The organism is Pseudomonas sp. 21 (genome assembly GCF_000955805.1).
Lineage (GTDB): Bacteria > Pseudomonadota > Gammaproteobacteria > Pseudomonadales > Pseudomonadaceae > Pseudomonas.
In genome coordinates this window covers 25692-47131 of the sequence record NZ_JYOA01000019.1, presented here as the reverse complement: position 1 = coordinate 47131, position 21440 = coordinate 25692, and the positions used below count along the sequence as shown (strand labels likewise).

Genomic DNA, 21440 nt, shown 5'->3' with positions numbered 1-21440 from the left:
GGTTTGTGATGGGCAGATGGGCAATGGGCGCACTGTTGATGTGCGTGGCGGGCATGGCGTCGGCGGCCGAGCCGCTGTTCGGCAACTACAACTACGGTGCGGCACAGAAAGGCTTCGGCAAGCCGCAGGGCTTTGTCGAATGCCTGCAGCCCATGGGCGTCACCGCGCGCTGCAAGGATGGCGTGGACTACGCCGGCACGCGCTTCCGCCTGGCGCTGACCTTCGACAAGCAGAAGCTGGTCGAGGCCGTGCTGTACAGCGAATACAACGACGCCGCCTACCGGCGCGTGCTGCAGGAAGTGGCCAAGCGCTTCATGCTGGTGGCCATCGCCGATGACAAGAACGTGGTCGATGTCCTGGCGCATACCCTGAACCCCAACCGCACCGAGGCCGATGCCAAGGCCATCGGCGACTTCGAGACCCATGCGCTGCGCAACGGCATGATCAGCTACCGCCTCTACGAACAGCTCGACAACTACATCAAGCCGGGCCTGGACGCTCGCCAGGTACTGGCCACGGTGCCGGCGAACATTCGCGTGGCCGAGGTCACGGTCAAGCACGGCAAGTCGGAGAACTGGCTGATCGTGAAGTTCGCCAAGCCGGGCCTCGCCCCCAGAAAGACCCGCAACTGAGTCCTGTGCTCGGGTCGGCCTTCACCCTAACCCTCTCCCAGAGGGGTAGGGTGAAGGAAGTAAACGCAGGCGCGGAGCCCGGCGAATGGTCCCGTCAGGCGCAATGGCATGGATGCGCAGCCAATGGCTTCATATCTTCGTATGAGGCCTTCCCCCGGATTGCATGGAACGGACGATTGTTCGGCACTGGCCTGACGCAGGACAGTGGCGCACTACCGTTCAATCTGGAATCCGCACATGAAACGTTCCCTGTGGCTGGAGGAAATCGCCTCCGAGCTGACTCCGCTGCCTGCGCTGGAAGGCCCGCTCGACGTCGACGTGGCCATCGTCGGCGGCGGCTTCGTCGGCCTCTGGACCGCGCTGCGCCTGCTGGAGCTGAAGCCTGACTGCCGTATCGCCATCCTCGAGCGCGACATCTGCGGTGGCGGCGCCTCGGGGCGTAACGGCGGCTTCGTCATGTCCTGGTGGCCGAAGATCAGCTCGCTGGCCGCGCAGTGCGGCAAGGACGAGGCGCTGCGCCTGGCTCGTGCCTCGGCGGCGGCCATCGGCGAGATCGAGGCATTCTGCAAGGCCCACGCTATCGACGCGCACTTCCGCCGCGCCGGCTGGTTGTGGACCGCCACCACCGACGCCCAGCGTGGCGCCTGGAAGGGCGTGCAGCAGACCTGCGAGCGCCTCGGCGAGCCGGTCTTCCAGTCGCTTTCCAACAGTGAAGTGGCCCGCCGCGCCGGCTCGCCGAAGCACCTCGAAGGCGTGCTGGAAGCCAGCAACGCCACCGTGCAGCCGGCCCGGCTGGTGCGCGGCCTGCGCCGGGTGGCGCTGGAGAAGGGCGTGCGCATCTTCGAGAACACCCCGATGCTCAGCCTGGATCGCGGCCAGCCGGCCGTGATCCGTACGCCCGGTGGTGAATTGCGTGCCCCGAAGGTGGTGATGGCGACCAACGCCTGGGCGGCGGCGATTCCCGAGCTGCGCCGCACCATCCTGCCGGTGACCAGCACGGTGGTCGCCACTGCGCCGATTCCCGAGCGCCTGGAGCAGATCGGCTGGACCGGCGGCGAAGCCGTCACCGACTCGCAGCTGATGGTCGACTACTACCGCACCACGCAGGATGGCCGCATCGCCTTCGGCAAGGGCACCGGGATGATCAGCTTCGCCAGCCGCATCGACGAGAGCTACGACCACAACCCGCAGCTCAGCGAAGACACCGAGCAGGACCTGCGTCGGACCTACCCGCAACTGGACGACGTGCCGGTGACCCACAGCTGGTCCGGCCCCATCGACCGTACCTACGACAGCCTGCCGGTGTTCGGCCATCTGAACGGCGCGCCGCACATCGTCTACGGCATCGGCTGGAGCGGTAACGGCGTCGGTCCGAGCCGCCTCGGCGGACGCATCCTCGCCAGTCTCGCGCTGGGCATCGATGACGAATGGAGCCGTTGCGGCCTGGTTGGCCGCCAGCCCAAGCGCTTCCCGCTCGAACCGGTGCGCTACATCGGTGGCCTGATGGTGCGCGGCGCGGTGCAACGCAAGGAACAGGCCGAGGCGCAGAACCGCAAAGGCAACTGGCTCGACCGTACCCTGGCCGGCTTCGCCCCGGCGGGCCTCGAAGACAAGGACCTCTAGGAGAAAAACCATGCCCCAACCGATCCTGCTCACCGGCACCGCCGGACTCGAACTGCCGGCGCCGCTGCCGGTGAAGGAACCCCTGGGTACGCCCGTGTCCAGCACCGCGACCCACGCCGAAGAAGGCGAGGGTGGCCTGCTCACCGGTGTCTGGGAATGCACGCCCGGCCGCTGGCGGCGCCAGGTGTTGTCGCGGGAGTTCAGCCACTTCATCAGTGGCCACTGCCTGTTCATCCCGGACGACGGCGAGCCGATCGAACTGCGCGCTGGCGACGCCGTGCTGTTCCCGGCGAACTGTCAGGGCACCTGGGATGTCCGCGAGACCGTACGCAAGAGCTTCGTGATCATTCCCTGATGCCGGCAATCTCCGCCGAGCGCAGGGCGATCCAGAGGACGGCCACATCCTCGGTGCAGTCCAGCGAGCGCTCGGTGATTTCCTCGATGCGGCGGATGCGGTAGACCAGCGTCTGCTTGTGCACGTTGAGCCGTTGCGCGGCCTTCTGCCAGGAGCGGTTCTGTTCGAGGAAGACGCGCAGGGTGTGCTGCAGCTGGCCGCCCTGTTGCGCGTCGTAATCCGCCAGCGCACCGAGCACCCGGCGATGCACGCGGCGGGCTTCTTCCAGGCTCGCCGGCAGCCAGGACTGTGCTCCCTGGGCATCGGCATAGGCCACCAGCGGGCGCTCGCGGTTGGCGTGGGCCAGCGCCAGGCGCGCCTCGCGCAACGCTTCCACCGCTCGCAGCGCATGGCCCAGCGGGTTGCTGTGGCCAAGGGTGCAGTCCAGCTCGGCCTGCAGGGTTGCCGCCTGTGCCGGATCGCTCAGCAGCAGGATCAGCTCGTTGCCCTGGTGGCGCACCAGCAGCCCCATTCCCAATCGCTGGAGACGTTGCTGCCAGTGCCTTGGCAACTCGCCGGCGGCGCGCGCCAGCACCAGGCAGGCGGCATCCACCGGGCAGTTCAGTTGCGCCAGGCGCTCCTGCGCGGCGCGCTCGGTGAGGCGCTGCTGCAGCAGGTCGTCCAGCAGTTCCGAGCCCAGGCGCAGCATGCGCTCGTGCTCGACCTGGGCGCGCTCCAGCTCGATACCCAGCACCGCGACGATGTGGTGCAGCAGGCCGTAGTCGAGCAGCTCGCCGCCGGTAGCGAGAATCTCGCAGGTGGCCAGCGACGGTAGCGGCATCACCAGCGCTTCCTGCTCGCCATTGCTGCAGCGAGTCACGGTGTCCGGTACCGAGCGACGCTGGGCGAGGGTTGCCCGCCAGCTGTCCGGCAGCGGCGGCAGGACTTCCTGCCAGGGTTGCAGGGTGGCCGAATCGAACAGGAACAGCTGCGCGCGCACGTCGCTGCACAACCGGCGCAACAGTCCGGCGAGGCCGAGACCGCGCAGGCCGATGCGGGCGCTTTCATAGATGCGCGTGACGGCGCTGCGGCGCTCGTGTTCTTCCTGCTTGCTGGCGTCGACGATGGCGCGGGTGACGGCGGAGAAGGGCACCGCGTAGTCGGTCATCAGCAGCGGGAAACCCAGCCGGCAGGCTTCGTCCTGCAGGGCCTGGATATCCGCCGGCGCCTGCATGTTCTCGCCGATCATCAGCCCCGAGATGCGTGCCCCGGCCAGGCGTTGCAGGTAGTCGCGCTGGGCCTGGGCCTGCGCGGGAATGCCGATGCCGGTGGTCATCAGCAGGTCACCTTCGCCGAGCCATTCGGTCGGGTCCGCCAGCTCGCACACGTGCGCCCAGCGCAGGCGCCGGCCGACGCCTTCGCTGCCGCCGAGCAGGCGGGTGCGCAGGGAGGCGTTGTCGAGGATGTCCTGGATATGGAATGGCATGGCGAGTCCGCGGGCAGGAATGACGATCGATCGGGCCGGCAAGCATGCCACCAAGCGCGAGGCCTTGTCGCGCCTGGCTTGAGCGAGCCTTTCGGGGTTCGTACCGGGATACGAGCAGGGCCCTCCGAATTGTAGTTCCGTCTGATTGTGGAGCCCGCCCGCGAGCCCCAAGACTAGCTGGCAGTGCGCCATGCGAGCCCTTGGAGGCCCCGGATGGCGCCGCCTGCCGCGAGGCGGGCCGTCTACTCACCGGAGACCATAACAATGAACAAGATCCTGAGTTCCTCCATCGCCTGCGCCCTGGGTTGCGCGGCGACTTTCCCTGCTTTGGCCGACCTCACCGTGGTCTCCCACGGCGGCGCCAACAAGGCCGCCCAGGTCAAGGCCTTCTACCAGCCCTACATGCAGCAGAGCGGCAGCCGGCTGATCGCCGACGAGTTCAACGGCGAGATGGCCAAGGTCAAGGTGCAGGTGGATACCGGCAGCGTTTCCTGGGACGTCGTCGAGATGGAGATGCCGGAACTGGCGCGCGCCTGTGATGAAGGCCTGCTGCAGGAAATCGGCGAACAGCCGGGCATCGCCAGGCTCGCCCCTGAACTGCTGGACGGCGCGGTGCAGCCATGCGGCGTGGGCTTCTTCGTCTGGTCCACGGTACTGGCCTACAACGCCGACAAGCTCAAGAGCGCGCCCACCGGCTGGGCGGACTTCTGGGACACGCAGAAATTCCCCGGCAAGCGCGGCCTGCGCAAAGGCGCCATGTACACCCTGGAGTTCGCCCTGATGGCCGACGGTGTAGCGCCGAAGGATGTCTATTCCGTGCTCGGGACCAGGGAAGGCCAGGACCGTGCGTTCAAGAAGCTCGACCAGATCAAGCCGAGCATCCAGTGGTGGGAAGCCGGTGCGCAGCCGCCGCAGTACCTGGCTTCCGGCGACGTGGTGATGAGCTCCGCCTACAACGGCCGGATCGCCGCCGTGCAGGATGAAAGCCAGCTGCGCGTGGTGTGGAACGGCGGCATCTACGACATGGACGCCTTCGCCATTCCCAAGGGCGCGAAGAACACCGAAGAAGGTCTGCGCTTCATCCAGTATGTGCTGCAGACCGAGCAGCAGAAGAACTACGCGCAGCAGATCGCCTACGGCCCGGTGAACCGTGCTGCCGTCCCGCTGGTGGATGCCGCGCGCCGCAGCAACATGCCCACCGACGAGGCCAACCTGGCCGGCCAGGTGGCGATGAACGCGGCCTTCTGGGCCGACCATGGCGAGCAGCTGGAGCAGCGCTTCAACGCCTGGGCCGCCAAGCAGTAAGCCTTCCCAGTGTGCGGTCCCGCCCGCACTTTCAGGCCACCTTCGGGTGGCCTTTTTTATGGGCGGATGAGCCGGAGCTGCGCCCGCGATCAGGCTTCGCCTGCGCGAACCGGAGACCGGTGCCTTCGATGTTCGCGAGCAAGGACCAGGCGTCCCCCTCGGTCCTGCAGATGGGCCTGGCATTTCTTGTAGGAGCGAGCTTGCTCGCGAACCAGGCCCGGTACGGTCGGGAACGGCTCACGGACAAGGTCCGCTCTTGCCGGAACGCGGGTCGCTCGCCCACAAAAAAGCCCATCGGGGTCGCCGATGGGCTTTGGGGTCACGCGGGATAACGGATCAGGTCGCCAGGCTCAGCGATGCCGACTGCTGCAGCGAGCGGCCCTTGGTTTCCGGCGCCCAGGCCAGGCAGATGAAGAACGCCAGCAGGGTGATGGCCGCACCGATCAGCAGGGTGGCCTGCAAACCGATGGACTCGATGCCGATGGGCATCAGGTAGGTGCCGGTGGCCGCGCCGATGCGGCTGAAGCCGACCGCTACGCCGACGGCGGTGGCGCGCACGGAAGTGGGGAACAGCTCGTTCGGGTAGATCCACTCCAGGATGCTCGGGCCGCCGGAAACGAAGGCGTAGAAGGCGAAGGCGCCAACGATGAACCAGGCCGGCGCGTCCGCCCACAGGCCCAGGGCAAGCAGCGGCAGCGCCATCAGCGCGAAGGGCACCACCACCATGGGCCGGCGACCCCAGGTTTCCACCAGCTTCAGCGCCGGGATCACGCCGATGGCGAAGAGGATGGCGATCATCAGCTCGCCCAGGGTCGAGGAGTTCTCGCCTTTGATGCCGGCGGTGAGCAGGATCATGCTGCCGAAGGTGTAGAGCACGTACTGCGGGGTGATCTGCGCGAAGTAGAGCATGCCGCACATGATGGTGCGCTTGAGGTAGCCGCCCGAGGAAATCATCTTCAGGTCGCTTTTCCACGAACGATGACGGCCGCCGTCGTTCAGCTCGGCGACGTCCGCCGGGGTGATCACCACGTCCTTGTCGTAGACCAGCTTGATGACCTTCTGCGCTTCCTCGATGCGCCCCTTGCTGGCCAGCCAGCGCGGCGATTCCGGGATACCCCGGCGGATCAGCACGACGATGATGCCGACCACCGCGCCGCTGAACAGCATCCAGCGCCACAGCGAGTGGTCACCGGTCCAGGAGACCATCAGGTAGCCGACGATGAAGGCGGTCATGGCGCCGCAGGACCACGCCAGGCCCGACACGCCGATCATGAAGCCGCGCCGTTTGGACGGAGTGAATTCGGTCAGCAGCGAGGTGGCGATGGGGTAGTCCGCGCCCACGGCCAAGCCGATGACGAAACGCAGCACGATCAGTTGCCAGGCTTCGGTGACGAAGGCCGACAGGCCGCAGGCGATCACCAGCACGGTGAGGTCCAGGGCGTACATGGTTTCCCGGCCGATGCGGTCGGTGATGGCGCCGAACACCGTCGCGCCGAAGAAGATGCCCAGCAGCGAGGCGGCGCCGATCAGCCCGGTTTCCACCGAAGTGGCGGCGATGTCCTGGCCGAAGCCGATCAGGGCGATGCCGATCAGGCTGAGGATGTAGCCGTCGAGGAAGGGGCCGCCGCAGCAGGCCAGCAGCAGTTTCCGGTGAAATTTCGATACCGGGGAATGTTCAATGACATCAAACACGCTCATGGGTACAACCTTTGTTGAATTTATAAGTGGCCGGGCAGGCAGCTTTCTGGAGCCGGCAACGGGCGGCAGGAGCCCGTTTTCGTCGGCCGGCAAGGGGGAGGGAGAGGGTGCAGGGGGAGGCCCGGACGGACAATTCACCCAAGGTAAGAAGTGCAGCGATGGCGCCTGTACGATCGTATGAGCGGCGCTGCTGAGGGGCTCAGCGCGTGCTGGCCTGTTGCAGCAGCAGATGCACGGTGGCGCAGCAGCCTTGCCCGGGCAGGTGGGAAACCTGCAACTCGCCGCCGATGCTGTTGATCAGGTGCTGGGCGATGTTCAGGCTCAGGCTGTTGCGGGCCGGGTTGCGCGCGGGGTAGTCGCGGGTCAGTTCGGAAAGGGAATAGGCGCGCATTTCGCGGCGTTTGCTGCCCGGCAGCCCCTCGAGGGTGATGCGCACGCCCATCTGCTGCTGCTTCGGGCTGGCGGCGATGCGCAACTGGACGCTGCCGTCGTCGGTCAGGTCGATCACGTACAGCCCCAGGTGCCGCAGGGCTTCGCGCAGGGACTTGGCGTCGACCAGCAGGGATTGGCGCGAGCGACTGTCGGCCTCCAGTTTCAGCGGCAACTGTTTCGGGTCGGCCTGTGTGTGCAGGGCGTCGAGCACCTCGGCGGCGAGCTCGTCCAGCCGCGTCGGCAGCAGGGGGACTTCCTCCTGGGCGATGAGCGCACGCTTGAGCGAGGCACCGTGGACCTTCAGTTCCTCGAGGATCGCCAGGGCCTGGTCGCGGTTCGTGGCGTTGGGCTGCGCGAGGGTTTCGGCGAGCGCCTCGATACGCTCGTTGAGATGCGTCGTCGCGCTGGTGAACAGGTCGGTCAGTTGCTGGTGCGCCAGTTCGCCGGCTTCGGCGCGGCTGCGCAGATCATTGAGCTGGTCGTAGCGCTCGGTGATGTCGGTGCTGCAGCAGATCATCCCGAGCAGGTTGCCGTCGCCGTCGCGGTAGGGCGTGCCCCAGTGGTGCAGTACGCGGCGCTGACCATGGACGGTGAGCTCGATGTCCTTGCTGAAGGACTGCTCCTCGGTGATTGCCCGTTGCAGGAAGCGCAGCATGTTGCGTGCGTCGCCGGGCGGGTACCAGTCCACCTCGGTGGTGCGGGTACCGAGCACGTCTTCCAGTTCTGTCTGATACAGCTCGAGGTGCGCCGGGTTGGCGTACACCAGGCGCGCCTCGGTATCACGGACATAGAAAGCGGCCGGCAGGCTTTCCACCATGGAGCGCCACAGGGGGGCTTCACCTGTGTCGGCGCCCGCGTCATGGGTATGACTTGCCGGTGCCGCGAGATGGTTGCGGCGGGCGAAGTCGATCAGCTCCAGCATGCTGGAGAGATTGAGCTTGCTGCGCATGCGCGCCCGGTAGGTGCTGACGGACTTGTCGCTGATGGTCAGCTCGTGGGCGATCTCCTGGTTGCTGTAGCCGCTGGCGAGCAGGCTGAGCACGCTCAGTTCGCGGTTGGACAGCGAGGCCACGCGCTCGGCATCGTTCTCGTGCAGGCTGCCGCGGTGCACGCTGCCAAGCATGTCGGCGGGGAAGTAGCTGTGTCCGCGCAGGACCACTGCCAGGGCCTCCTTGAGCCGGTCGACGTCCTGGTGCTTGCTGACGAAGCCCGAGGCGCCCACCTGCAGGAAGCGGCCAACATAGTGTTCCGAATCCTGGGTGCTGTAGCCCAGGATGGGCAGCGTCCTGCCCCGGCTGCGCAGGCGCGAGATGACGTCCAGGCCGGTGAGCTGCGACAGGTCGATGTCGATGATCAGCAGGTCCGGCGCCAGGCGTGTGGCCAGGCTCAGCGCCTCCAGGCCGTTGCAGGCTTCGCCGACCACGCTGTGACGCTCCGCCTGCAGCAGCGTGCGCAACGCGTAGCGGGTCATCGGGTGTTCGTCCGCGATCAGTATCCGCGCCATGTCATCCCCCAGGTTTGCCCTTCACTCTAGGGCATGGCTACCGCACGCGTGTAATCATTTTCCTACAAGGCGTGACTGGCTTTCGCATCGTCACTTCGCGATAGCCGGCAAAGAATGCCCATCAAGCCCCATCACTTTCCCTCAGGTGACCATCATGAGTCGCGCTCGCATCGTCAGGACTGGCGCCATCGCCAGCCTGCTGGGTGTCGCTCTGGTACTGGCCGGCACCGGCTACCTGGCCTGGAGCCTGGTCGTGCAGCACACCGCCGAACGGCTGGAGACGCTGGCCAGGCTTGCTTCCCAACGGGCGGACGACACCTTCGCCCAGGCCGCCGCGATGCTGCGCGAGTTGAACCGATCGCCGTTGCCGCCCTGTTCGGCTGGAGGCATCGAGCAGATGCGCCTGCTGGCCATCGACACGTTGGCGGTGAAGGCGGTGGGCTACGTCGAGGAAGAAGTGTTCGCCTGCAGTTCCTGGGGCCTGGTCGGCCGCCCGGCGTAGCGCTGGCCGGAAGACTTCCGCACCCGCGAAGGCATGGGCGTGTCGATCAACGTGCAGCCCTTCGTGGCGTCGGCCAAACCCATGCTGGCGCTGCGCGATGCGGCGTTCAACCTGCTGATCGACCCCGAGCACTTCCTCGAAACCTCCCTCGCGCCCGGCGTCAGCCTGGCGCTGGGCACGCCGGCTGGGCACTGGCTGGGCACGCCGGCCGCCGGCTTCGCCCAGGTCCTCTCGCGCATCCACAGCGAGCCGCACACCGCACTGCGGGACGGCTACCTCTATACGCGGGTCAACCACGGCAACTGGCAGACGGTGGCTGCCGTCAGCCGCGAGGAGCTGGTCCGCGACCTGTGGCGCGAACTGCTCATGCTCACGCCGCTGGGCCTGCTGCTTTCCGGCCTGTGGTGCTGGGTGGTCGCACGCCGCGTGCGGGCCTACCTGTCGCCGCTGGCAGTGCTGACGCGGGCGGTGGCGAGCGGCGAATTCACCGCCTTCTACCAGCCCATCCTCGATCTGCGCGACGGCCGCTGCATTGGCGCCGAAGCGCTGGTGCGCTGGCGCCGCGCGGACGGCTCGGTGGCCATGCCCGACAGTTTTCTGCCCCTGGCCGAATCCAGTGGAGTGGTCGAAGCGATCACCGCGCAGGTGATCTCCATGGTCTGCCGCGAGCTGGGGAACAGCCTCGCCTCGGGGGCGTTGCAGCACGTGTCGATCAACCTCTCGGCGCTCGACGTGGCGAGCGGGAACTTCCTGCCGCACCTGGCCGAAGCACGGCAGCAGGCGTGCATCGCGGCCGGCTGCATCTGGCTGGAGGTGACCGAAAGCAGCCTGTTGAGTATCGACGCGGCGCACCGGACACTGGCGCAAAGCCGTGAGGCGGGCCATCCGATCGCCCTGGATGACTTCGGCACCGGCTATTCCAGCCTGCAGTACCTGCGCCGCCTGCCGCTGGACCTGCTGAAGATCGACCGCTCCTTCGTCCAGTCGCTGTCGGCCGGTGCGCCTTGCCCGGTGACCGACCACACTATCGCCATGGCCCGCCAGCTGGACCTGCTGATGGTGGCCGAAGGCATCGAGACCGACGAACAACTGCAGTACCTGCGCCAGCGCGGCGTGCAGTACGGCCAGGGTTGGCTGTTCGGCAGGGCGATGCCGCTGAACGAATTCCTCGCTTACGTCGCCGGCCAGGCCTGGCTGGCGGCTTCATGACTTCCAAACCCTGACAACAGGATGATCACCATGAAAACCTCCCTGCTGCTGTTCTGCCTGCTCAGTGCCACCCCCGCAATCGTGCTGGCGGCCGATACCGTCACCACGGTCCCGGTGCACTTCGCCCAGGGCGCGAGCAGCACCACCATCAAAGGCAGTTTCAAGGGCTATGACACGGTCCTGTACACCCTGTCGGCAAAGGCCGGGCAACACATGAAAGTCGGCGTCAGCGGCAGCAGCAATGCCAACTTCAACCTCTTCGCACCGGGCGCCAAGCCGGGAGAGTCGACGGCACTGGGCAGCGGCGCCGTCGGTCAGGACTGGAACGGCGCGCTGCCGGCCTCGGGGTCCTACAGCGTGCAGGTCTACCAGATGCGCGCCAGCGCCCGGCGCGGCGAAACGGTGAACTACAGCATCCGCTTCGCCATCGAGTGACACCGGGGCCGCCTTCCGGGCGGTTCAGGGCTTCTCGGCCCAGGTCGCCAGGAAGGTGGGCAGGAAGCGGTCCACCACGAAGCGGGGGTTTGGCTGCTCATCCTCGATGAAGCCTCTGAGGAGGAAGCCGGCTTCCAACTGGCCGCCGATCTGCTCGGCCAGGCTGTGGCCGAATACCAGGGCCTCGCCGCGCTCCTGCCTGGCGCTCAGCGTTTCGGCCGGCAGGTCGCGCAAGTCGGAGTAGGGCAGCTTGAAGCGCGGGCGGATCAGCCCTTGCTCGGCCAGCGCCGGGTCGCGCTCGCCGATGAACACCACCGGGTTGTAGAAACTGCTGAGCAACCGCCCGCCGCTGCGCAGGGTGCGGAAGCACTCGTGCCAGATGGGTCGGATATCTGGCACATAGAGGTTGGAAATCGGGTGGAAGATGCAGTCGAACCAGCCGTCGGCGAAGGCCGACAGGTCGCGCATATCGCCCAATAGCGTCTCCAGCTGCAGGCCATCGCGGGCGGCGACCTCACGGTCCCGCGCCAGTTGTTCCGCGCTGGCGTCCAGCACCGTTACCAGCGCCCCGGCGGCCGCCAGCACCGGGGCCTGCTGGCCACCGCCGGAGGCGAGGCAGAGTATGCGCTGGCCGCTGACATCGCCCAGCCAGGCCGGAGGCAGTGGAGAAGGCGTGAGATGCACCTGCCAGTCACCTCGCCGGGCAGCCGCCGTGACCTCCGGCCCGACCGGCTGGCTCCATGGCCCCTGCTGGCGGGCCTGGCGGTCCCAGGCGTCCTGATTGTGCTTGAAGATATCGATGGGCATGAAGACTCCTCTAGGAACTCTTGTTGCCGCGCAAGGCCAGCGCGGCCACCGCGCAGGCCAGCAGGGCGATAAAGGACAGGTAGAACGCATCACCATAGGCCATGATGAATGCCTCGTGGCGTATGTGCGCGCCCAGGCGGGCAAGGGTTTCGGCCTGTGCCGGCAGCCATTCGTTGAGGGTGAAGGCGCTGCCGGGATCACCTTGCAGGCGCTCCTGCAAGGCGGGCGAGAAGAGCGTCACCTGCTCGCCGATACGTTCGGAATGGAAGCGCTCGCGCTGCGAGACGATCTGCGTCAGTGCCGCCGTGCCGACCGCGCCCCCCAGGTTGCGCAGCATGGAGAACAGCGCCGAGGCCGAGCCGGCTTCCTGCCTGGACAGCCCGGAGACCGCCAGCACCGACAGCGCCACCATGATGAAAGGCTGGCCGATGCCACGCACCACCGTCGAAGGAATGATCACGTTGGCCGCGCTGTCGGCGTCCAGGTGCGCACCCAGATAACAGCCCAGGGCCATGATGGCGAAGCCGCTGGCGACCATCAGCTTGGGGTTCAGCCAGCGCATCAGGCGCGGCATCAGCGGTGCCAGGAGCAACTGCACGAGGCCGTAGGCGATCAGGCTGACGCCGATTTCGCGGGCGTTATAGCCATGCAACTGGGACAGGTAGTTGGGCACCAGGAACACCAGCCCGAAGGTCGCCGCGCCGAAGATGAACATCGCCGCGCTGGCCACGCCGAAGTTGTAGCCCGCCAGCAGGCGCAGGTTGATGAACGAGCGTCGACCGAACAGCTGCGTGCAGATGAACAGCAGCAGTGCGATCACGCCGATGACCAGCATCCAGACGATGAAGTCGGAGCCGAACCAGTCCTTGCGACCGCCTTCCTCCAGCACGATCTGGATCGCCCCCAGGCCGACGATCATGCTGGCGATGCCCAGCCAGTCGCCATTGCGCAGCTTCTGCAGTTGCATCGCTTTCGGCTCGATCGCCCAGGCCACGGCGGCGAGCAGCAACACACCGGGGATCAGCTGCAGGTAGAAGATCCAGCGCCAGCTGTAGGCGTCGGTGAGCCAGCCGCCGATGGAGGGCCCGGCAGCCTGGGCGACGCTGTTGGACAGGCTGAACAGGGCCATGCCCATGGCCACTCGCGAGGCAGGAAGCTCGGTGATGATCAGCTGGAACGACAGCGGGATCAGCACGGCGCCGGCCGCGCCCTGGATGACACGGATGGCGATCAGGGTGGCGAGGTTGGGCGAGAACGAGCAGGCCACCGAGGCGGCCAGGAAGATCGCCGAGCCGACCAGCATCACCCGGCGCAGGGAGAACACCTCCACCAGCCAGGCGGTCAGGGGGATCATCACGATCTCGGCGACCAGGTAGGCCGTGGAAATCCACGAGCCTTCCTCGAAGCTGGCGCTCAGCGAGCCCTGGATTTCCGGCAGGGCGGCACTGGTGACGTGGACGTTCATGCCCGCCATGAAACAACCGAACAAACCGCCGATGACCGCGACCCAGGCCTTCAGCGAAGTCTTTTCCGCGTCACTGGTCATGCCGCTGGGCCTCGCTGTGCTGGCGCGTATCCACTTCGGCGATCACCGACATGCCGGGCAGGATCGGCACCTGCTGGCGGGCGCCGGGGTCGAGGGCGATCTTCACCGGGAATCGCTGGACGATCTTGGTGAAGTTGCCGGTGGCGTTGTCCGGCGGCAGCAGGGCGAAGAGGGCGCCGGAACCGGGTGAGAAACTCTCGACGCGGCCGTGCAGCACTGCCTGGGGAAAGCTGTCCACGCGCACCTCCACCGGCTGGCCGGGGCGCATCCGGCGCAGCTGGGTCTCCTTGTAGTTGGCCTCCACGTAGGACTGTTCCACCGGCACCAGGGCCAGCAGCGGCAAACCGGGCGTCACGTACTGACGCTGGCGCACGCGGCGCTGGCCGACCACGCCGGCGATGGGCGCGCGGACCAGCGTGTCTTCCAGTCGGCTTTCCGCCAGGGCCAGGCTGGCGTCCGCCCCGGCGGCCCGAGCCTGCTGCTGTTGCAACTGGGCGACGGCCTGTTCGCGGCTGGCCTGGAGCACGCTCAGGCGGGTGCGTTGCCGGCTGGCCGCGGCCTGGGCACCGCTGAAGGCCGAACGCGCGCGGGCAAAGTCGGCGGTCACGCTCTCCAGGCGCTGGTCGCTCGCGGCCTTCTGCGCCACCAGGTCGCGGTAGCGCTGGAAGTCCAGCTGCGCGCGCTGGCGTTCGGCACGAGCGCTGTCGATATCGGCGTCGGCCTGGTCGATCAGCGCCTTCTGCTCCTTCAACTGTGTATCCAGCGTCACCAGTGCGGCCTGCTGCGCGGCGATGGCGGCGCGGGCCTCGGCCTGTCGCGCCAGCGCCTGTTGCACGCGGGCCTGGTAGTCGCGCGCCTGGATGCGTACCAATGGGGTGCCGGCGGTGACGTGCTGGTTGTCCTCCACCAGTACCTCGGCGACGTAGCCGGAGACTTTCGGGCTGATGGTGATCCAGTCGGCGCGCACATAGGCGTCGTCGGTTTCCTCCAGGTAGCGGCCGATGCCAGCCCAGTAGAAGCCATAGCCCAGCGCGACGGCGGCGAGGAGGCCAGCGCCCAGCCACGTCAGGCGGCGTTGGCGGCGCTTGCGGTTGAACTGTGCGGCCTGTTCGGCGGCGTTGGCTTGCGGGTCATCGACGGCAATGTTCATCGTGCGGGTTCCGTAGAAGAGAGGATGCGCCTGGCAGGTACGCCGGCCGGCGAGTCCTGCCAGCCGCCGCCAAGGGCGCGGAAGAGTTCGATCTGGCGCTCGACCAGTTGCCGGTCGGCCTCGGTCTTGTCCGCTTCGAGGCGGACCATGGCGCGTTCGCTGTCGAGTACGTCGAGGAAGTCCAGCGCGCCGGCCTGGTAGTTCACCTGCGCCAGGCGGTAGGCGTTGCGGCTGCTGTCGAGCGCGCCGGCCAGGGCTTCGCGGTGGCCGGTCTCGCCGCTGTAGCGGGCCAGGCTCTGACGAACTTCCTTGAGCGCCACCAGCGCCTGCTGTTGGAAGCGGGCAAGCTGCTGGCGTTCGTGGGCCTGGGCGCCTTCGAGGCGGGCATGGGTGACGAGCAGGTTGGGAAAGCTCCAGCTGATCAGTGGCCCGACGGCATAGGTAATCGCCTCGTGGTCGCCGAGGTCATGCAGGCGCTCGGCGGAGGAACTGATCGATGCGCCGAAGGACACGCTCGGGTAGAAGTCCGCCTGGCGCACGCCCACTTCATGCCCGGCGGCTGCCAGCGCGCGTTCGGCGGCGCGGATGTCCGGGCGGCGTTGCAGCAGCGCCCAGCCATCGCCAACCGGCAGTGCCTGGCTCAGTTGAGGCACGCTCTGGCAGTCGCTGACGGCCGCCGGCAGTTGCTCCGGTTCGCTGCCGGTGAGCACGCCGAGTTCTTCCAGCGCGGCCTGGTGTTCGGCCTCCAGGCGCGGCAGCAGTGCACGGGTCTCCTCCAGCAGGCTGCGCACGCGATCCACTTCCAGATCGGTAGCCAGCCCGGCCCGGCGCTGGCGGACCGTGAGGTCAAGGCTGTGCTCCACGGTCGCGACCGAGTGCTGCTGAATGGCCGCCCGCGCGGCGTAGGCGCAGGCATTGGCAAAAGCGCGGGCCGTGTCGGCCGCGACGTTGACGCGCAACTGGTCGTGGGCGGCCTGGGCGGCCTCCGCGTTGGCCTGGGCGGCCTGGATCGACTGGCGCACCTGGCCCCAGAGGTCGAGCTGGTAGTCCAGCGCGAACCCCGGCACCTGGTTCCACTGCGCGCCGGCGCGGTTGCCGGTGGCCTTGGCTTCGGTCTGGTCGTCGCTGGTGCGGCCGTAGAAGGTCTGCCAGCTCGCCGTGGTGCTGGGCCAGCGTTGTGCCCGCGCCTGGCCGAGCAGGGCCAGCAGCTCGTCGACGTGGGCGAGGGACGCTTGCAGGTCCTGGTTATGCTGCAGGGCCTGGACGACCAACTGGTCGAGTTGCGGGTCCTGATACAGCCGCCACCAATCGGTGGGCGGCTCCTGCGCAGCGGTACCGCTGGCGAGCGCCTGCCAGTCGCCGCCAGCGGGCGGGTGGATAGCAGGCGCCTGATGTTCGCTGACCGCCGAACAGCCGCCGAGCAGCAGGCCGGCACAAGCCAGGGCGAGCAGCGAATGTCGCGGGTTGGGGGAGGGTATGGGCATGTCGGGGAGTCCCTTTGCTTCGGACTCCCGCAGGTTAGGGACTCAGCCGGCGCGGCTCTCTCGCACGGCCGACAACCAGCCTCGCGAAAATGACAGGCTGCTCAGCGGCGGACCGCCTGGTAGTGGCTGGGCGACTGCCCGAGGATGCGCTTGAAGGTCTGCGAGAAGGCGCTCGGACTCTGGTAACCGTGCTCCAGCGCCACTTCCAGCACCGAGGCGCCGGCGATCAGGCGCTGCAGGCTGAGGACCATGCGCACGCGGGTGCGCCAGTCGCCGAAGTTCATCCCCAGTTCGCGCTGGAACAGGCGGGCGAGGGTGCGGCTGCTCATGTTCAGTTGCTGCGCCCAGTCCTCCATGCCGGTTTCGTCCGCCGGTGCGGCGATCACCGCGTTGCACAGCCGCAGCAGGCGCGGGTCCCGTGGCATGGCAAGGTGAATGGCGACCGTTTGCGCAGCGTCCATCTCCACCAGCAGCAGTTCGTGCAGGCAGCGGCGGCGGTGCTCGTTTCCGTCGCCGGCCTGCACCGCACTGGCGGCAACCAGCAGCTCGCGCAGCAACGGCGTTACCGCGATCAGCTGGCAGCGCTGGCCGCCCCAGGGCCAGGTGGAAGCAGGCATGAACAGGGTGCGCATGCGGACACTGCCGAACATGCGGATCTGGTGCTCGGTACCCGGCGGCACCCATAGCGCGTGCCCGGCCGGCACCACCCAGCTCTTTTGCGCAGCGCCCACCAGCATCACGCCGGAGATCGAGTGGATCAGCTGCGCCTGGGTGTGGCAGTGCGGCAGGATTTCCTCGCCATCCTGGTGGTCATAGGCCAGCGCTTCGAGGGAGAGGGCGCAGGTCATGGGGCGTGGCCTGCGCGGCGGGTGGGAATGTCGAGCGGTTTCATGCGGGGCTCCTGGGGGAGTCTGCATTCTAGGTGAAATACTTGGCTGATTTTAAGCGAGTCATGGCTGTTATCGGGTGTTTTCAGCAATAAATGATCGAAAGATGAGTGATTGCTAGAATTTCCGGAAGGCTGCCCGCTTCAGTGAGAAGAAACGTAAGCCGAGGCTTCCTGCGCCGGTGGAATCGCGAAGTTCTCCCGCATTCGCTGTGCCTCCGCCAGGGGCGTGCGGCCGAACAGGCGCTTGAACTCGCGGTTGAACTGCGAGGCGCTGGCGTAGCCGACGGCCAGGCTTGCCGCCTGCGCGGTCATGCCCTGGCGCACGATCAGCAGCCGCGCCTGGTGCAGCCGTGTGCACTTGAGGTACTGCATGGGCGAGGTGCGGGTAATGGCCTTGAAGTGGCTGTGGAAGGACGGAACGCTCATGCCGGCCTCGCTCGCCAGTTGCGGCAGGTCGATGGGCTGCGCGTAGCTCGTGTGGATGCGTTGCAGGGCCCTGGCGATGTTGCCGAAGCGGCCACGCATGGCCAGCGCTGCGCGCATGGCATTGCCCTGCGCGCCGGTCAGCACGCGGAAGTACAGCTCGCGCAGCAGGGCCGGCGCGAGGATCGTCGCCGCCAGCGGATCGCCCAGCGTTTCGAGCAGGCGCAGCACGGACTGCGTCAGCGCCGGGTCCATCGGGCTGGAGAAGAGGCTGCGCGGAGCGTCCTCGGCGGGCGGTCGGCCCAGCTGAAGGCTTTGCTGGTCGATCTGCAACATCAGCTCGGCAGCGAGCTGGAAGTCCAGGTGCAGGTAGATGGCCAGGAGCGGGCGCTCCGGCGTGGCGTCGGTTTCCATGGTAAAGGGCACGGGCACCGCGACGGCCAGGTAGTGCTGCTCGTCGTAGAGGTAGGTTTCATCGCCGAAATAGCCGCGCTTGCAGCCCTGGCAGACGATCACGATGCCGGGGTCGTAGAGCACCGGGGTGCGCGCCAGCGGTCGGTTCGAGCGGAGCAGCCGCACGCTCGGCAGCGCGGTGAGGTTGTAGCCTTCCTGGGGAGCCAGTGCGGCGAGCAGGTCGGCCATGCGCGCCTGATCGGGGAGGCTGGCTTGGATTTCCGTTCTCATAGAATCAGGCAATAAAGTCAGAGTTTGAGGTCTGCGGGATGGCGATGATGCTGAGTATTGTGCACTCAATTTCCCAGCAACGGAGTCACCCCATGTCACCTCTCAAGAATCTGCTGATCACCGGCGCCAGCAGTGGCTTCGGCCGCGCATTGGCCCGCGAGGCACTCGCTGCCGGACATCGCGTGGTCGGCACGGTGCGCACCGAGCAGGCCCGCGCCGAACTGGAAGCACTGGCGCCCGGGCAGGCCTTCGGCCGCCTGCTGGACGTGACCGATGTCGACGCCATGCCGGGCCTGGTCGCGGAGATCGAGGCCAGCGTCGGCCCGCTGGAGGTGCTGGTGAACAGCGCCGGCTACGGCCACGAAGGCATCCTCGAGGAGTCGCCGCTGGAGGCGATGCGCCGGCAGTTCGAGGTGAACGTCTTCGGCGCCGTGGCGATGATCCAGGCCGTGCTGCCGCACATGCGCCGGCGCCGGCGCGGGCACATCCTCAACATCACATCCATGGGCGGCTACATCACCATGCCGGGCATCGCCTACTACTGCGGCAGCAAGTTCGCCCTGGAGGGCATCAGCGACGCACTGGGCAAGGAGGTCGAGGGTTTGGGCATCGCGGTGACCGCCGTGGCGCCGGGGTCCTTCCGCACCGATTGGGCGGGGCGCTCCATGGTGCGCAGCCCGCGTTGCATCGCCGATTACGACGCACTGTTCGACCCGGTGCGCCAGGCGCGGCAGGAAAAGAGCGGCAAGCAGCTGGGCGACCCGGCGAAAGCCGCACAGGCGATGCTGGCGGCCATCGAGGCGCCGGTACCGCCACGGCATCTGTTGCTGGGCAGCGACGCCCTGGGTCTGGTGCGGCAGAAATTGTCAGCCCTGCAGGACGAGATCAGCCACTGGGAAGCGCTCACGCGCTCCACCGACGGCTGAGCGGCGCATCAGTACCCGGCGTTGCGTTCTTCGGGGCGCAGCGTGAGGACTTCGTAGCCGGTGGCAGTCACCGCGACGGTGTGCTCGAACTGCGCGGAGAGCTTGCCGTCGAGGGTGACCACGGTCCATTCGTCCGCCAGGGTTTTCACCCCGGAATGCCCCTGGTTGAGCATCGGCTCGATGGTGAAGGTCATGCCTTCCCTGAGCACCTGCCCGGTGCGCGGGCGGCCGAAGTGCAGCACCTGGGGCGCCTCGTGCATCTCGCGGCCGATGCCGTGGCCGCAGTACTCCTCGACCACGCTGTAGCCGTGCTGGCGGGCGTGCCGCTCGATGGCGTGGCCGACGTCGCCCAGGCGGGCGCCGGGCTTCACCGCGCGGATGCCTTTCCACATGGCTTCGTAGGTGATTTCCACCAGGCGCCTTGCGGCTGGCGAGACCTTGCCGATCAGGTAGGTCTTGCTCGAATCGGCGATGAAGCCGTTCTTCTCCAGGGTGATGTCGAAGTTGACGATGTCGCCGTCCTGCAGGCGGTCCGCCGCGGAGGGAACGCCATGGCAGACCACCTGGTTGCGCGAGGAATTGAGCACGTAGGCGAAGCCATACTGGCCCTTGCTGGCCGGCCGCGCCTGCAGCTCATCGACGATGTAGCGCTCGACCCGGTCATTCACTTCCAGGGTCGTCATGCCTTCCAGCGGCAGGCCATCGACGAAGCCGAAGACCTTCGCCAGCAGCCGGCCCGATTCGGCCATCAGCGCCAGTTCCGCCGGAGTCTTGGTCACTTGGCGCCTCCCGCGGCGGCGTACTTGACCCCGGCTTCCTGCAGTTCGCGGGTGACGATCTCGTTGAAGCTCAGGGTCGGCTCCAGCTCGCAGAGCATGCCGATCTTGATCCAGAACGCCGCCTGGGCGTTGATCGACCGGCAGGCCACGGAGCTGGCGCGGCGCAGTTGGTCGTGCAGGTCGTCGTCCAGGTTGATGATGCCCATGATTCTCCCGCCTCTCTCGGAGGTAATTCGCTATGAAGCATAACAAAACATATATGCATCATATTGATCGAGGCGAGGGAATGCAAAACCGGCGGCTCAGCCGGCCTTCGAGACAGGCTCCGCCAGCGGCTGGGCCAGGGCGATCGCGCCATCGCCAGCCAGCTCCGCCAGTTGCTCGGTGGCCAGCCCCAGCTGCTCGGCCAGTACCTGCGCGGTGTCCTGGGCGAACATCGGCGGCGCCAGGCGGTAGGTCGGCGGCGAGGCGGAGAAGCGCGCCGGGTAGCCGAGCAGGGTGACCGGGGTCCCGTCCTGCCGGGTCAGGGTCTGCAACAGGCCGCGGGCCTGCACCTGCGGATCGGCGAGGGCCTGCTGCAGGTTGTTGATCGGCCCGCCGGGCACACCGGCCTTTTCCATGGCCGCCAGCAGGTCGGCGGCGCGCCAGCCGGCGATGCTTTTCGCCAGCTCCACTTCCAGTTCCCGGCGGTGCTCGCTGCGTCCGGGGTTGCGTGTGAAACGCGGGTCGCTGCCGAGGTCATCGCGGCCGAGCAGATGGCACAACGCCCGGAACTGCCCGTCGGAGCCGCACGCCACGAGGATGTAGTCATCGCTGCAGGCGAAGTCACGGTAGGGCACCACGTTGGGGTGGGCATTGCCCAGTCGCTGCGGGACCTGCCCGCTGACCAGGTGATTCATCGCCTGGTTGGCCATCAGCGATAGCTGGCTGTCGAGCAACGCGCAGTCGATGTGCTGACCTTCGCCGCTGGTGTGCCGATGGTTCAGCGCGGCGAGAATCGAAATGGTCGCGTACAGCCCGCAGAACAGGTCGCTGACCGGCAGGCCGACCTTCAGCGGCCCGGCGCCGGGCTCGTCGTCGCGGCGCCCGGTGATGCTCATCAGACCGCTCATGCCTTGCACCAGGAAGTCGTAGCCGCCGCGCCCGGCGTAGGGGCCGGTCTGGCCGAAACCGGTGACCGAGCAGTAGATCAGCTTCGGGTTGAGTGCCTTGAGCGCGGCGTAATCCAGGCCATAGCGCGCCAGGGTGCCGACCTTGTAGTTCTCCACCAGCACGTCCGCGGAGGCGGCCAGACGGCGCAGCAGGTCGGCGCCGTCGGGGTGGCCGAAGTCCACGGCGATGGCGCGCTTGTTGCGGTTGGCGCAGAAATAGTAGGCGGCATCCCAGGTGGGGCTGCTGTCTTCCAGGAAGGGCGGGCCCCAGGTGCGGGTGTCGTCCCGCCGGCTGGGGCGCTCCACCTTGATCACGTCCGCGCCCAGGTCGCCGAGGATCTGCGTGGCCCAGGGCCCGGCAAGGACCCGCGAAAGGTCGAGGACGCGCAGGCCCGAGAGCGGGCCCTGCGGGGTGGCTTGGGTGTTGCTCATGCTGTTCTC

General features: G+C 67.4%; 20 protein-coding genes. 8 read left to right on the top strand and 12 right to left on the bottom strand.

Going from position 1 to position 21440, the window contains the following annotated elements:
- Positions 1 to 23 precede the first annotated feature (23 nt).
- The 3 genes from UB43_RS28415 (at position 24) to UB43_RS28405 (ending at position 2610) form a co-directional block, all read left to right on the top strand.
- The gene (locus tag UB43_RS28415) at positions 24 to 632 is read left to right on the top strand and encodes a hypothetical protein (RefSeq protein WP_045217962.1); all 609 of its coding nucleotides are present in this window, start codon (positions 24 to 26) and stop codon (positions 630 to 632) included.
- 237 nt (positions 633 to 869) lie between these two features.
- On the top strand, positions 870 to 2255 hold the full coding sequence (locus tag UB43_RS28410; RefSeq protein WP_045217961.1) for an FAD-binding oxidoreductase: 1386 nt from the start codon (positions 870 to 872) through the stop codon (positions 2253 to 2255).
- A 10-nt stretch (positions 2256 to 2265) separates the two neighbouring features.
- The gene (locus UB43_RS28405) at positions 2266 to 2610 is read left to right on the top strand and encodes a cupin domain-containing protein (protein ID WP_045217960.1); all 345 of its coding nucleotides are present in this window, start codon (positions 2266 to 2268) and stop codon (positions 2608 to 2610) included.
- Here the strand turns inward: UB43_RS28405 and UB43_RS28400 are convergent.
- The gene (locus UB43_RS28400) at positions 2600 to 4075 is read right to left on the bottom strand and encodes a PucR family transcriptional regulator (protein ID WP_045217959.1); all 1476 of its coding nucleotides are present in this window, start codon (positions 4073 to 4075) and stop codon (positions 2600 to 2602) included. The two genes, UB43_RS28405 and UB43_RS28400, sit on opposite strands and share 11 nt — an antisense overlap.
- A gap of 264 nt (positions 4076 to 4339) precedes the next feature.
- Here UB43_RS28400 and UB43_RS28395 point away from each other — a divergent pair, with 264 nt between their 5' ends.
- Positions 4340 to 5380 carry an ABC transporter substrate-binding protein gene (locus UB43_RS28395; protein WP_045217958.1) on the top strand — a complete coding sequence of 347 codons (1041 nt, stop codon included), beginning with the start codon at positions 4340 to 4342 and terminating at the stop codon, positions 5378 to 5380.
- Positions 5381 to 5716: 336 nt separating this feature from the next.
- Here UB43_RS28395 and UB43_RS28385 read toward each other — a convergent pair whose 3' ends face one another.
- Together UB43_RS28385 and UB43_RS28940 are read right to left on the bottom strand one after the other, a co-directional pair.
- The gene (locus UB43_RS28385; RefSeq protein WP_045217956.1) at positions 5717 to 7078 is read right to left on the bottom strand and encodes an MFS transporter; all 1362 of its coding nucleotides are present in this window, start codon (positions 7076 to 7078) and stop codon (positions 5717 to 5719) included.
- A 199-nt stretch (positions 7079 to 7277) separates the two neighbouring features.
- Positions 7278 to 9014 (bottom strand): response regulator, encoded by a 1737-nt coding sequence (locus UB43_RS28940; RefSeq protein ID WP_052969632.1) that lies wholly within the window; start codon positions 9012 to 9014, stop codon positions 7278 to 7280.
- A 154-nt stretch (positions 9015 to 9168) separates the two neighbouring features.
- On the opposite strand from UB43_RS28940, the gene UB43_RS30170 reads away from it, so the two are divergent.
- Genes UB43_RS30170 through UB43_RS28370 form a run of 3 tightly spaced genes read left to right on the top strand, consistent with a single transcriptional unit; the run spans position 9169 to position 11160 of the window.
- Positions 9169 to 9516: a CSS-motif domain-containing protein gene (locus UB43_RS30170; RefSeq protein ID WP_256205380.1), complete on the top strand. Its 348-nt coding sequence runs from the start codon at positions 9169 to 9171 to the stop codon at positions 9514 to 9516.
- A 33-nt stretch (positions 9517 to 9549) separates the two neighbouring features.
- Positions 9550 to 10725 carry an EAL domain-containing protein gene (locus UB43_RS28375; RefSeq protein WP_256205379.1) on the top strand — a complete coding sequence of 392 codons (1176 nt, stop codon included), beginning with the start codon at positions 9550 to 9552 and terminating at the stop codon, positions 10723 to 10725.
- A gap of 30 nt (positions 10726 to 10755) precedes the next feature.
- Complete coding sequence (locus UB43_RS28370; protein WP_045217955.1) at positions 10756 to 11160, top strand: hypothetical protein; 405 nt, start codon at positions 10756 to 10758, stop codon at positions 11158 to 11160.
- Positions 11161 to 11184: 24 nt separating this feature from the next.
- Here UB43_RS28370 and UB43_RS28365 read toward each other — a convergent pair whose 3' ends face one another.
- The 6 genes from UB43_RS28365 to UB43_RS28340 form a co-directional block, all read right to left on the bottom strand.
- Positions 11185 to 11967: a class I SAM-dependent methyltransferase gene (locus UB43_RS28365; RefSeq protein ID WP_045217954.1), complete on the bottom strand. Its 783-nt coding sequence runs from the start codon at positions 11965 to 11967 to the stop codon at positions 11185 to 11187.
- A gap of 10 nt (positions 11968 to 11977) precedes the next feature.
- On the bottom strand, positions 11978 to 13513 hold the full coding sequence (locus tag UB43_RS28360; protein WP_045217953.1) for an MDR family MFS transporter: 1536 nt from the start codon (positions 13511 to 13513) through the stop codon (positions 11978 to 11980).
- Entirely contained in the window at positions 13503 to 14663 is a 1161-nt protein-coding gene (locus UB43_RS28355) for an HlyD family secretion protein (protein WP_045217952.1), read from the bottom strand. The genes UB43_RS28360 and UB43_RS28355 overlap by 11 nt, the downstream gene beginning before the upstream one ends.
- The gene (locus UB43_RS28350; protein ID WP_045217951.1) at positions 14660 to 16147 is read right to left on the bottom strand and encodes an efflux transporter outer membrane subunit; all 1488 of its coding nucleotides are present in this window, start codon (positions 16145 to 16147) and stop codon (positions 14660 to 14662) included. Before UB43_RS28350 ends, UB43_RS28355 begins: the two co-directional genes overlap by 4 nt.
- 101 nt (positions 16148 to 16248) lie before the next feature.
- The gene (locus tag UB43_RS28345) at positions 16249 to 16995 is read right to left on the bottom strand and encodes a helix-turn-helix transcriptional regulator (RefSeq protein WP_045217950.1); all 747 of its coding nucleotides are present in this window, start codon (positions 16993 to 16995) and stop codon (positions 16249 to 16251) included.
- Between the two features lie 182 nt (positions 16996 to 17177).
- Positions 17178 to 18131, bottom strand: coding sequence for an AraC family transcriptional regulator N-terminal domain-containing protein (locus UB43_RS28340; protein WP_371318999.1), 954 nt, complete (start codon positions 18129 to 18131; stop codon positions 17178 to 17180).
- A 104-nt stretch (positions 18132 to 18235) separates the two neighbouring features.
- Here UB43_RS28340 and UB43_RS28335 point away from each other — a divergent pair, with 104 nt between their 5' ends.
- Positions 18236 to 19069, top strand: coding sequence for an oxidoreductase (locus UB43_RS28335; protein ID WP_045217948.1), 834 nt, complete (start codon positions 18236 to 18238; stop codon positions 19067 to 19069).
- 8 nt (positions 19070 to 19077) lie between these two features.
- Here the strand turns inward: UB43_RS28335 and map are convergent, their stop codons facing one another.
- The 3 genes from map to UB43_RS28320 all read right to left on the bottom strand — a co-directional run bounded on the left by map (position 19078) and on the right by UB43_RS28320 (position 21431).
- Complete coding sequence (map, locus tag UB43_RS28330; protein ID WP_045217947.1) at positions 19078 to 19848, bottom strand: type I methionyl aminopeptidase; 771 nt, start codon at positions 19846 to 19848, stop codon at positions 19078 to 19080.
- Positions 19845 to 20054 carry a ParD-like family protein gene (locus UB43_RS28325; RefSeq protein ID WP_045217946.1) on the bottom strand — a complete coding sequence of 70 codons (210 nt, stop codon included), beginning with the start codon at positions 20052 to 20054 and terminating at the stop codon, positions 19845 to 19847. The genes map and UB43_RS28325 overlap by 4 nt, the downstream gene beginning before the upstream one ends.
- Positions 20055 to 20150: 96 nt before the next feature.
- Entirely contained in the window at positions 20151 to 21431 is a 1281-nt protein-coding gene (locus tag UB43_RS28320) for a CaiB/BaiF CoA-transferase family protein (RefSeq protein ID WP_045217945.1), read from the bottom strand.
- Positions 21432 to 21440 lie beyond the last annotated feature (9 nt).

Excerpts from the sequence above, each read along its gene's own strand:
- UB43_RS28415 (WP_045217962.1), top strand. The coding sequence starts at position 24 with ATGGGCGCACTGTTGATGTGCGTGGCGGGCATGGCGTCGGCGGCCGAG.
- UB43_RS28410 (WP_045217961.1), top strand. The coding sequence starts at position 870 with ATGAAACGTTCCCTGTGGCTGGAGGAAATCGCCTCCGAGCTGACTCCG.
- UB43_RS28405 (WP_045217960.1), top strand. The coding sequence starts at position 2,266 with ATGCCCCAACCGATCCTGCTCACCGGCACCGCCGGACTCGAACTGCCG.
- UB43_RS28400 (WP_045217959.1), bottom strand. The coding sequence starts at position 4,075 with ATGCCATTCCATATCCAGGACATCCTCGACAACGCCTCCCTGCGCACC.
- UB43_RS28395 (WP_045217958.1), top strand. The coding sequence starts at position 4,340 with ATGAACAAGATCCTGAGTTCCTCCATCGCCTGCGCCCTGGGTTGCGCG.
- UB43_RS28385 (WP_045217956.1), bottom strand. The coding sequence starts at position 7,078 with ATGAGCGTGTTTGATGTCATTGAACATTCCCCGGTATCGAAATTTCAC.
- UB43_RS28940 (WP_052969632.1), bottom strand. The coding sequence starts at position 9,014 with ATGGCGCGGATACTGATCGCGGACGAACACCCGATGACCCGCTACGCG.
- UB43_RS30170 (WP_256205380.1), top strand. The coding sequence starts at position 9,169 with ATGAGTCGCGCTCGCATCGTCAGGACTGGCGCCATCGCCAGCCTGCTG.
- UB43_RS28375 (WP_256205379.1), top strand. The coding sequence starts at position 9,550 with ATGGGCGTGTCGATCAACGTGCAGCCCTTCGTGGCGTCGGCCAAACCC.
- UB43_RS28370 (WP_045217955.1), top strand. The coding sequence starts at position 10,756 with ATGAAAACCTCCCTGCTGCTGTTCTGCCTGCTCAGTGCCACCCCCGCA.
- UB43_RS28365 (WP_045217954.1), bottom strand. The coding sequence starts at position 11,967 with ATGCCCATCGATATCTTCAAGCACAATCAGGACGCCTGGGACCGCCAG.
- UB43_RS28360 (WP_045217953.1), bottom strand. The coding sequence starts at position 13,513 with ATGACCAGTGACGCGGAAAAGACTTCGCTGAAGGCCTGGGTCGCGGTC.
- UB43_RS28355 (WP_045217952.1), bottom strand. The coding sequence starts at position 14,663 with ATGAACATTGCCGTCGATGACCCGCAAGCCAACGCCGCCGAACAGGCC.
- UB43_RS28350 (WP_045217951.1), bottom strand. The coding sequence starts at position 16,147 with ATGCCCATACCCTCCCCCAACCCGCGACATTCGCTGCTCGCCCTGGCT.
- UB43_RS28345 (WP_045217950.1), bottom strand. The coding sequence starts at position 16,995 with ATGACCTGCGCCCTCTCCCTCGAAGCGCTGGCCTATGACCACCAGGAT.
- UB43_RS28335 (WP_045217948.1), top strand. The coding sequence starts at position 18,236 with ATGTCACCTCTCAAGAATCTGCTGATCACCGGCGCCAGCAGTGGCTTC.
- UB43_RS28325 (WP_045217946.1), bottom strand. The coding sequence starts at position 20,054 with ATGGGCATCATCAACCTGGACGACGACCTGCACGACCAACTGCGCCGC.
- UB43_RS28320 (WP_045217945.1), bottom strand. The coding sequence starts at position 21,431 with ATGAGCAACACCCAAGCCACCCCGCAGGGCCCGCTCTCGGGCCTGCGC.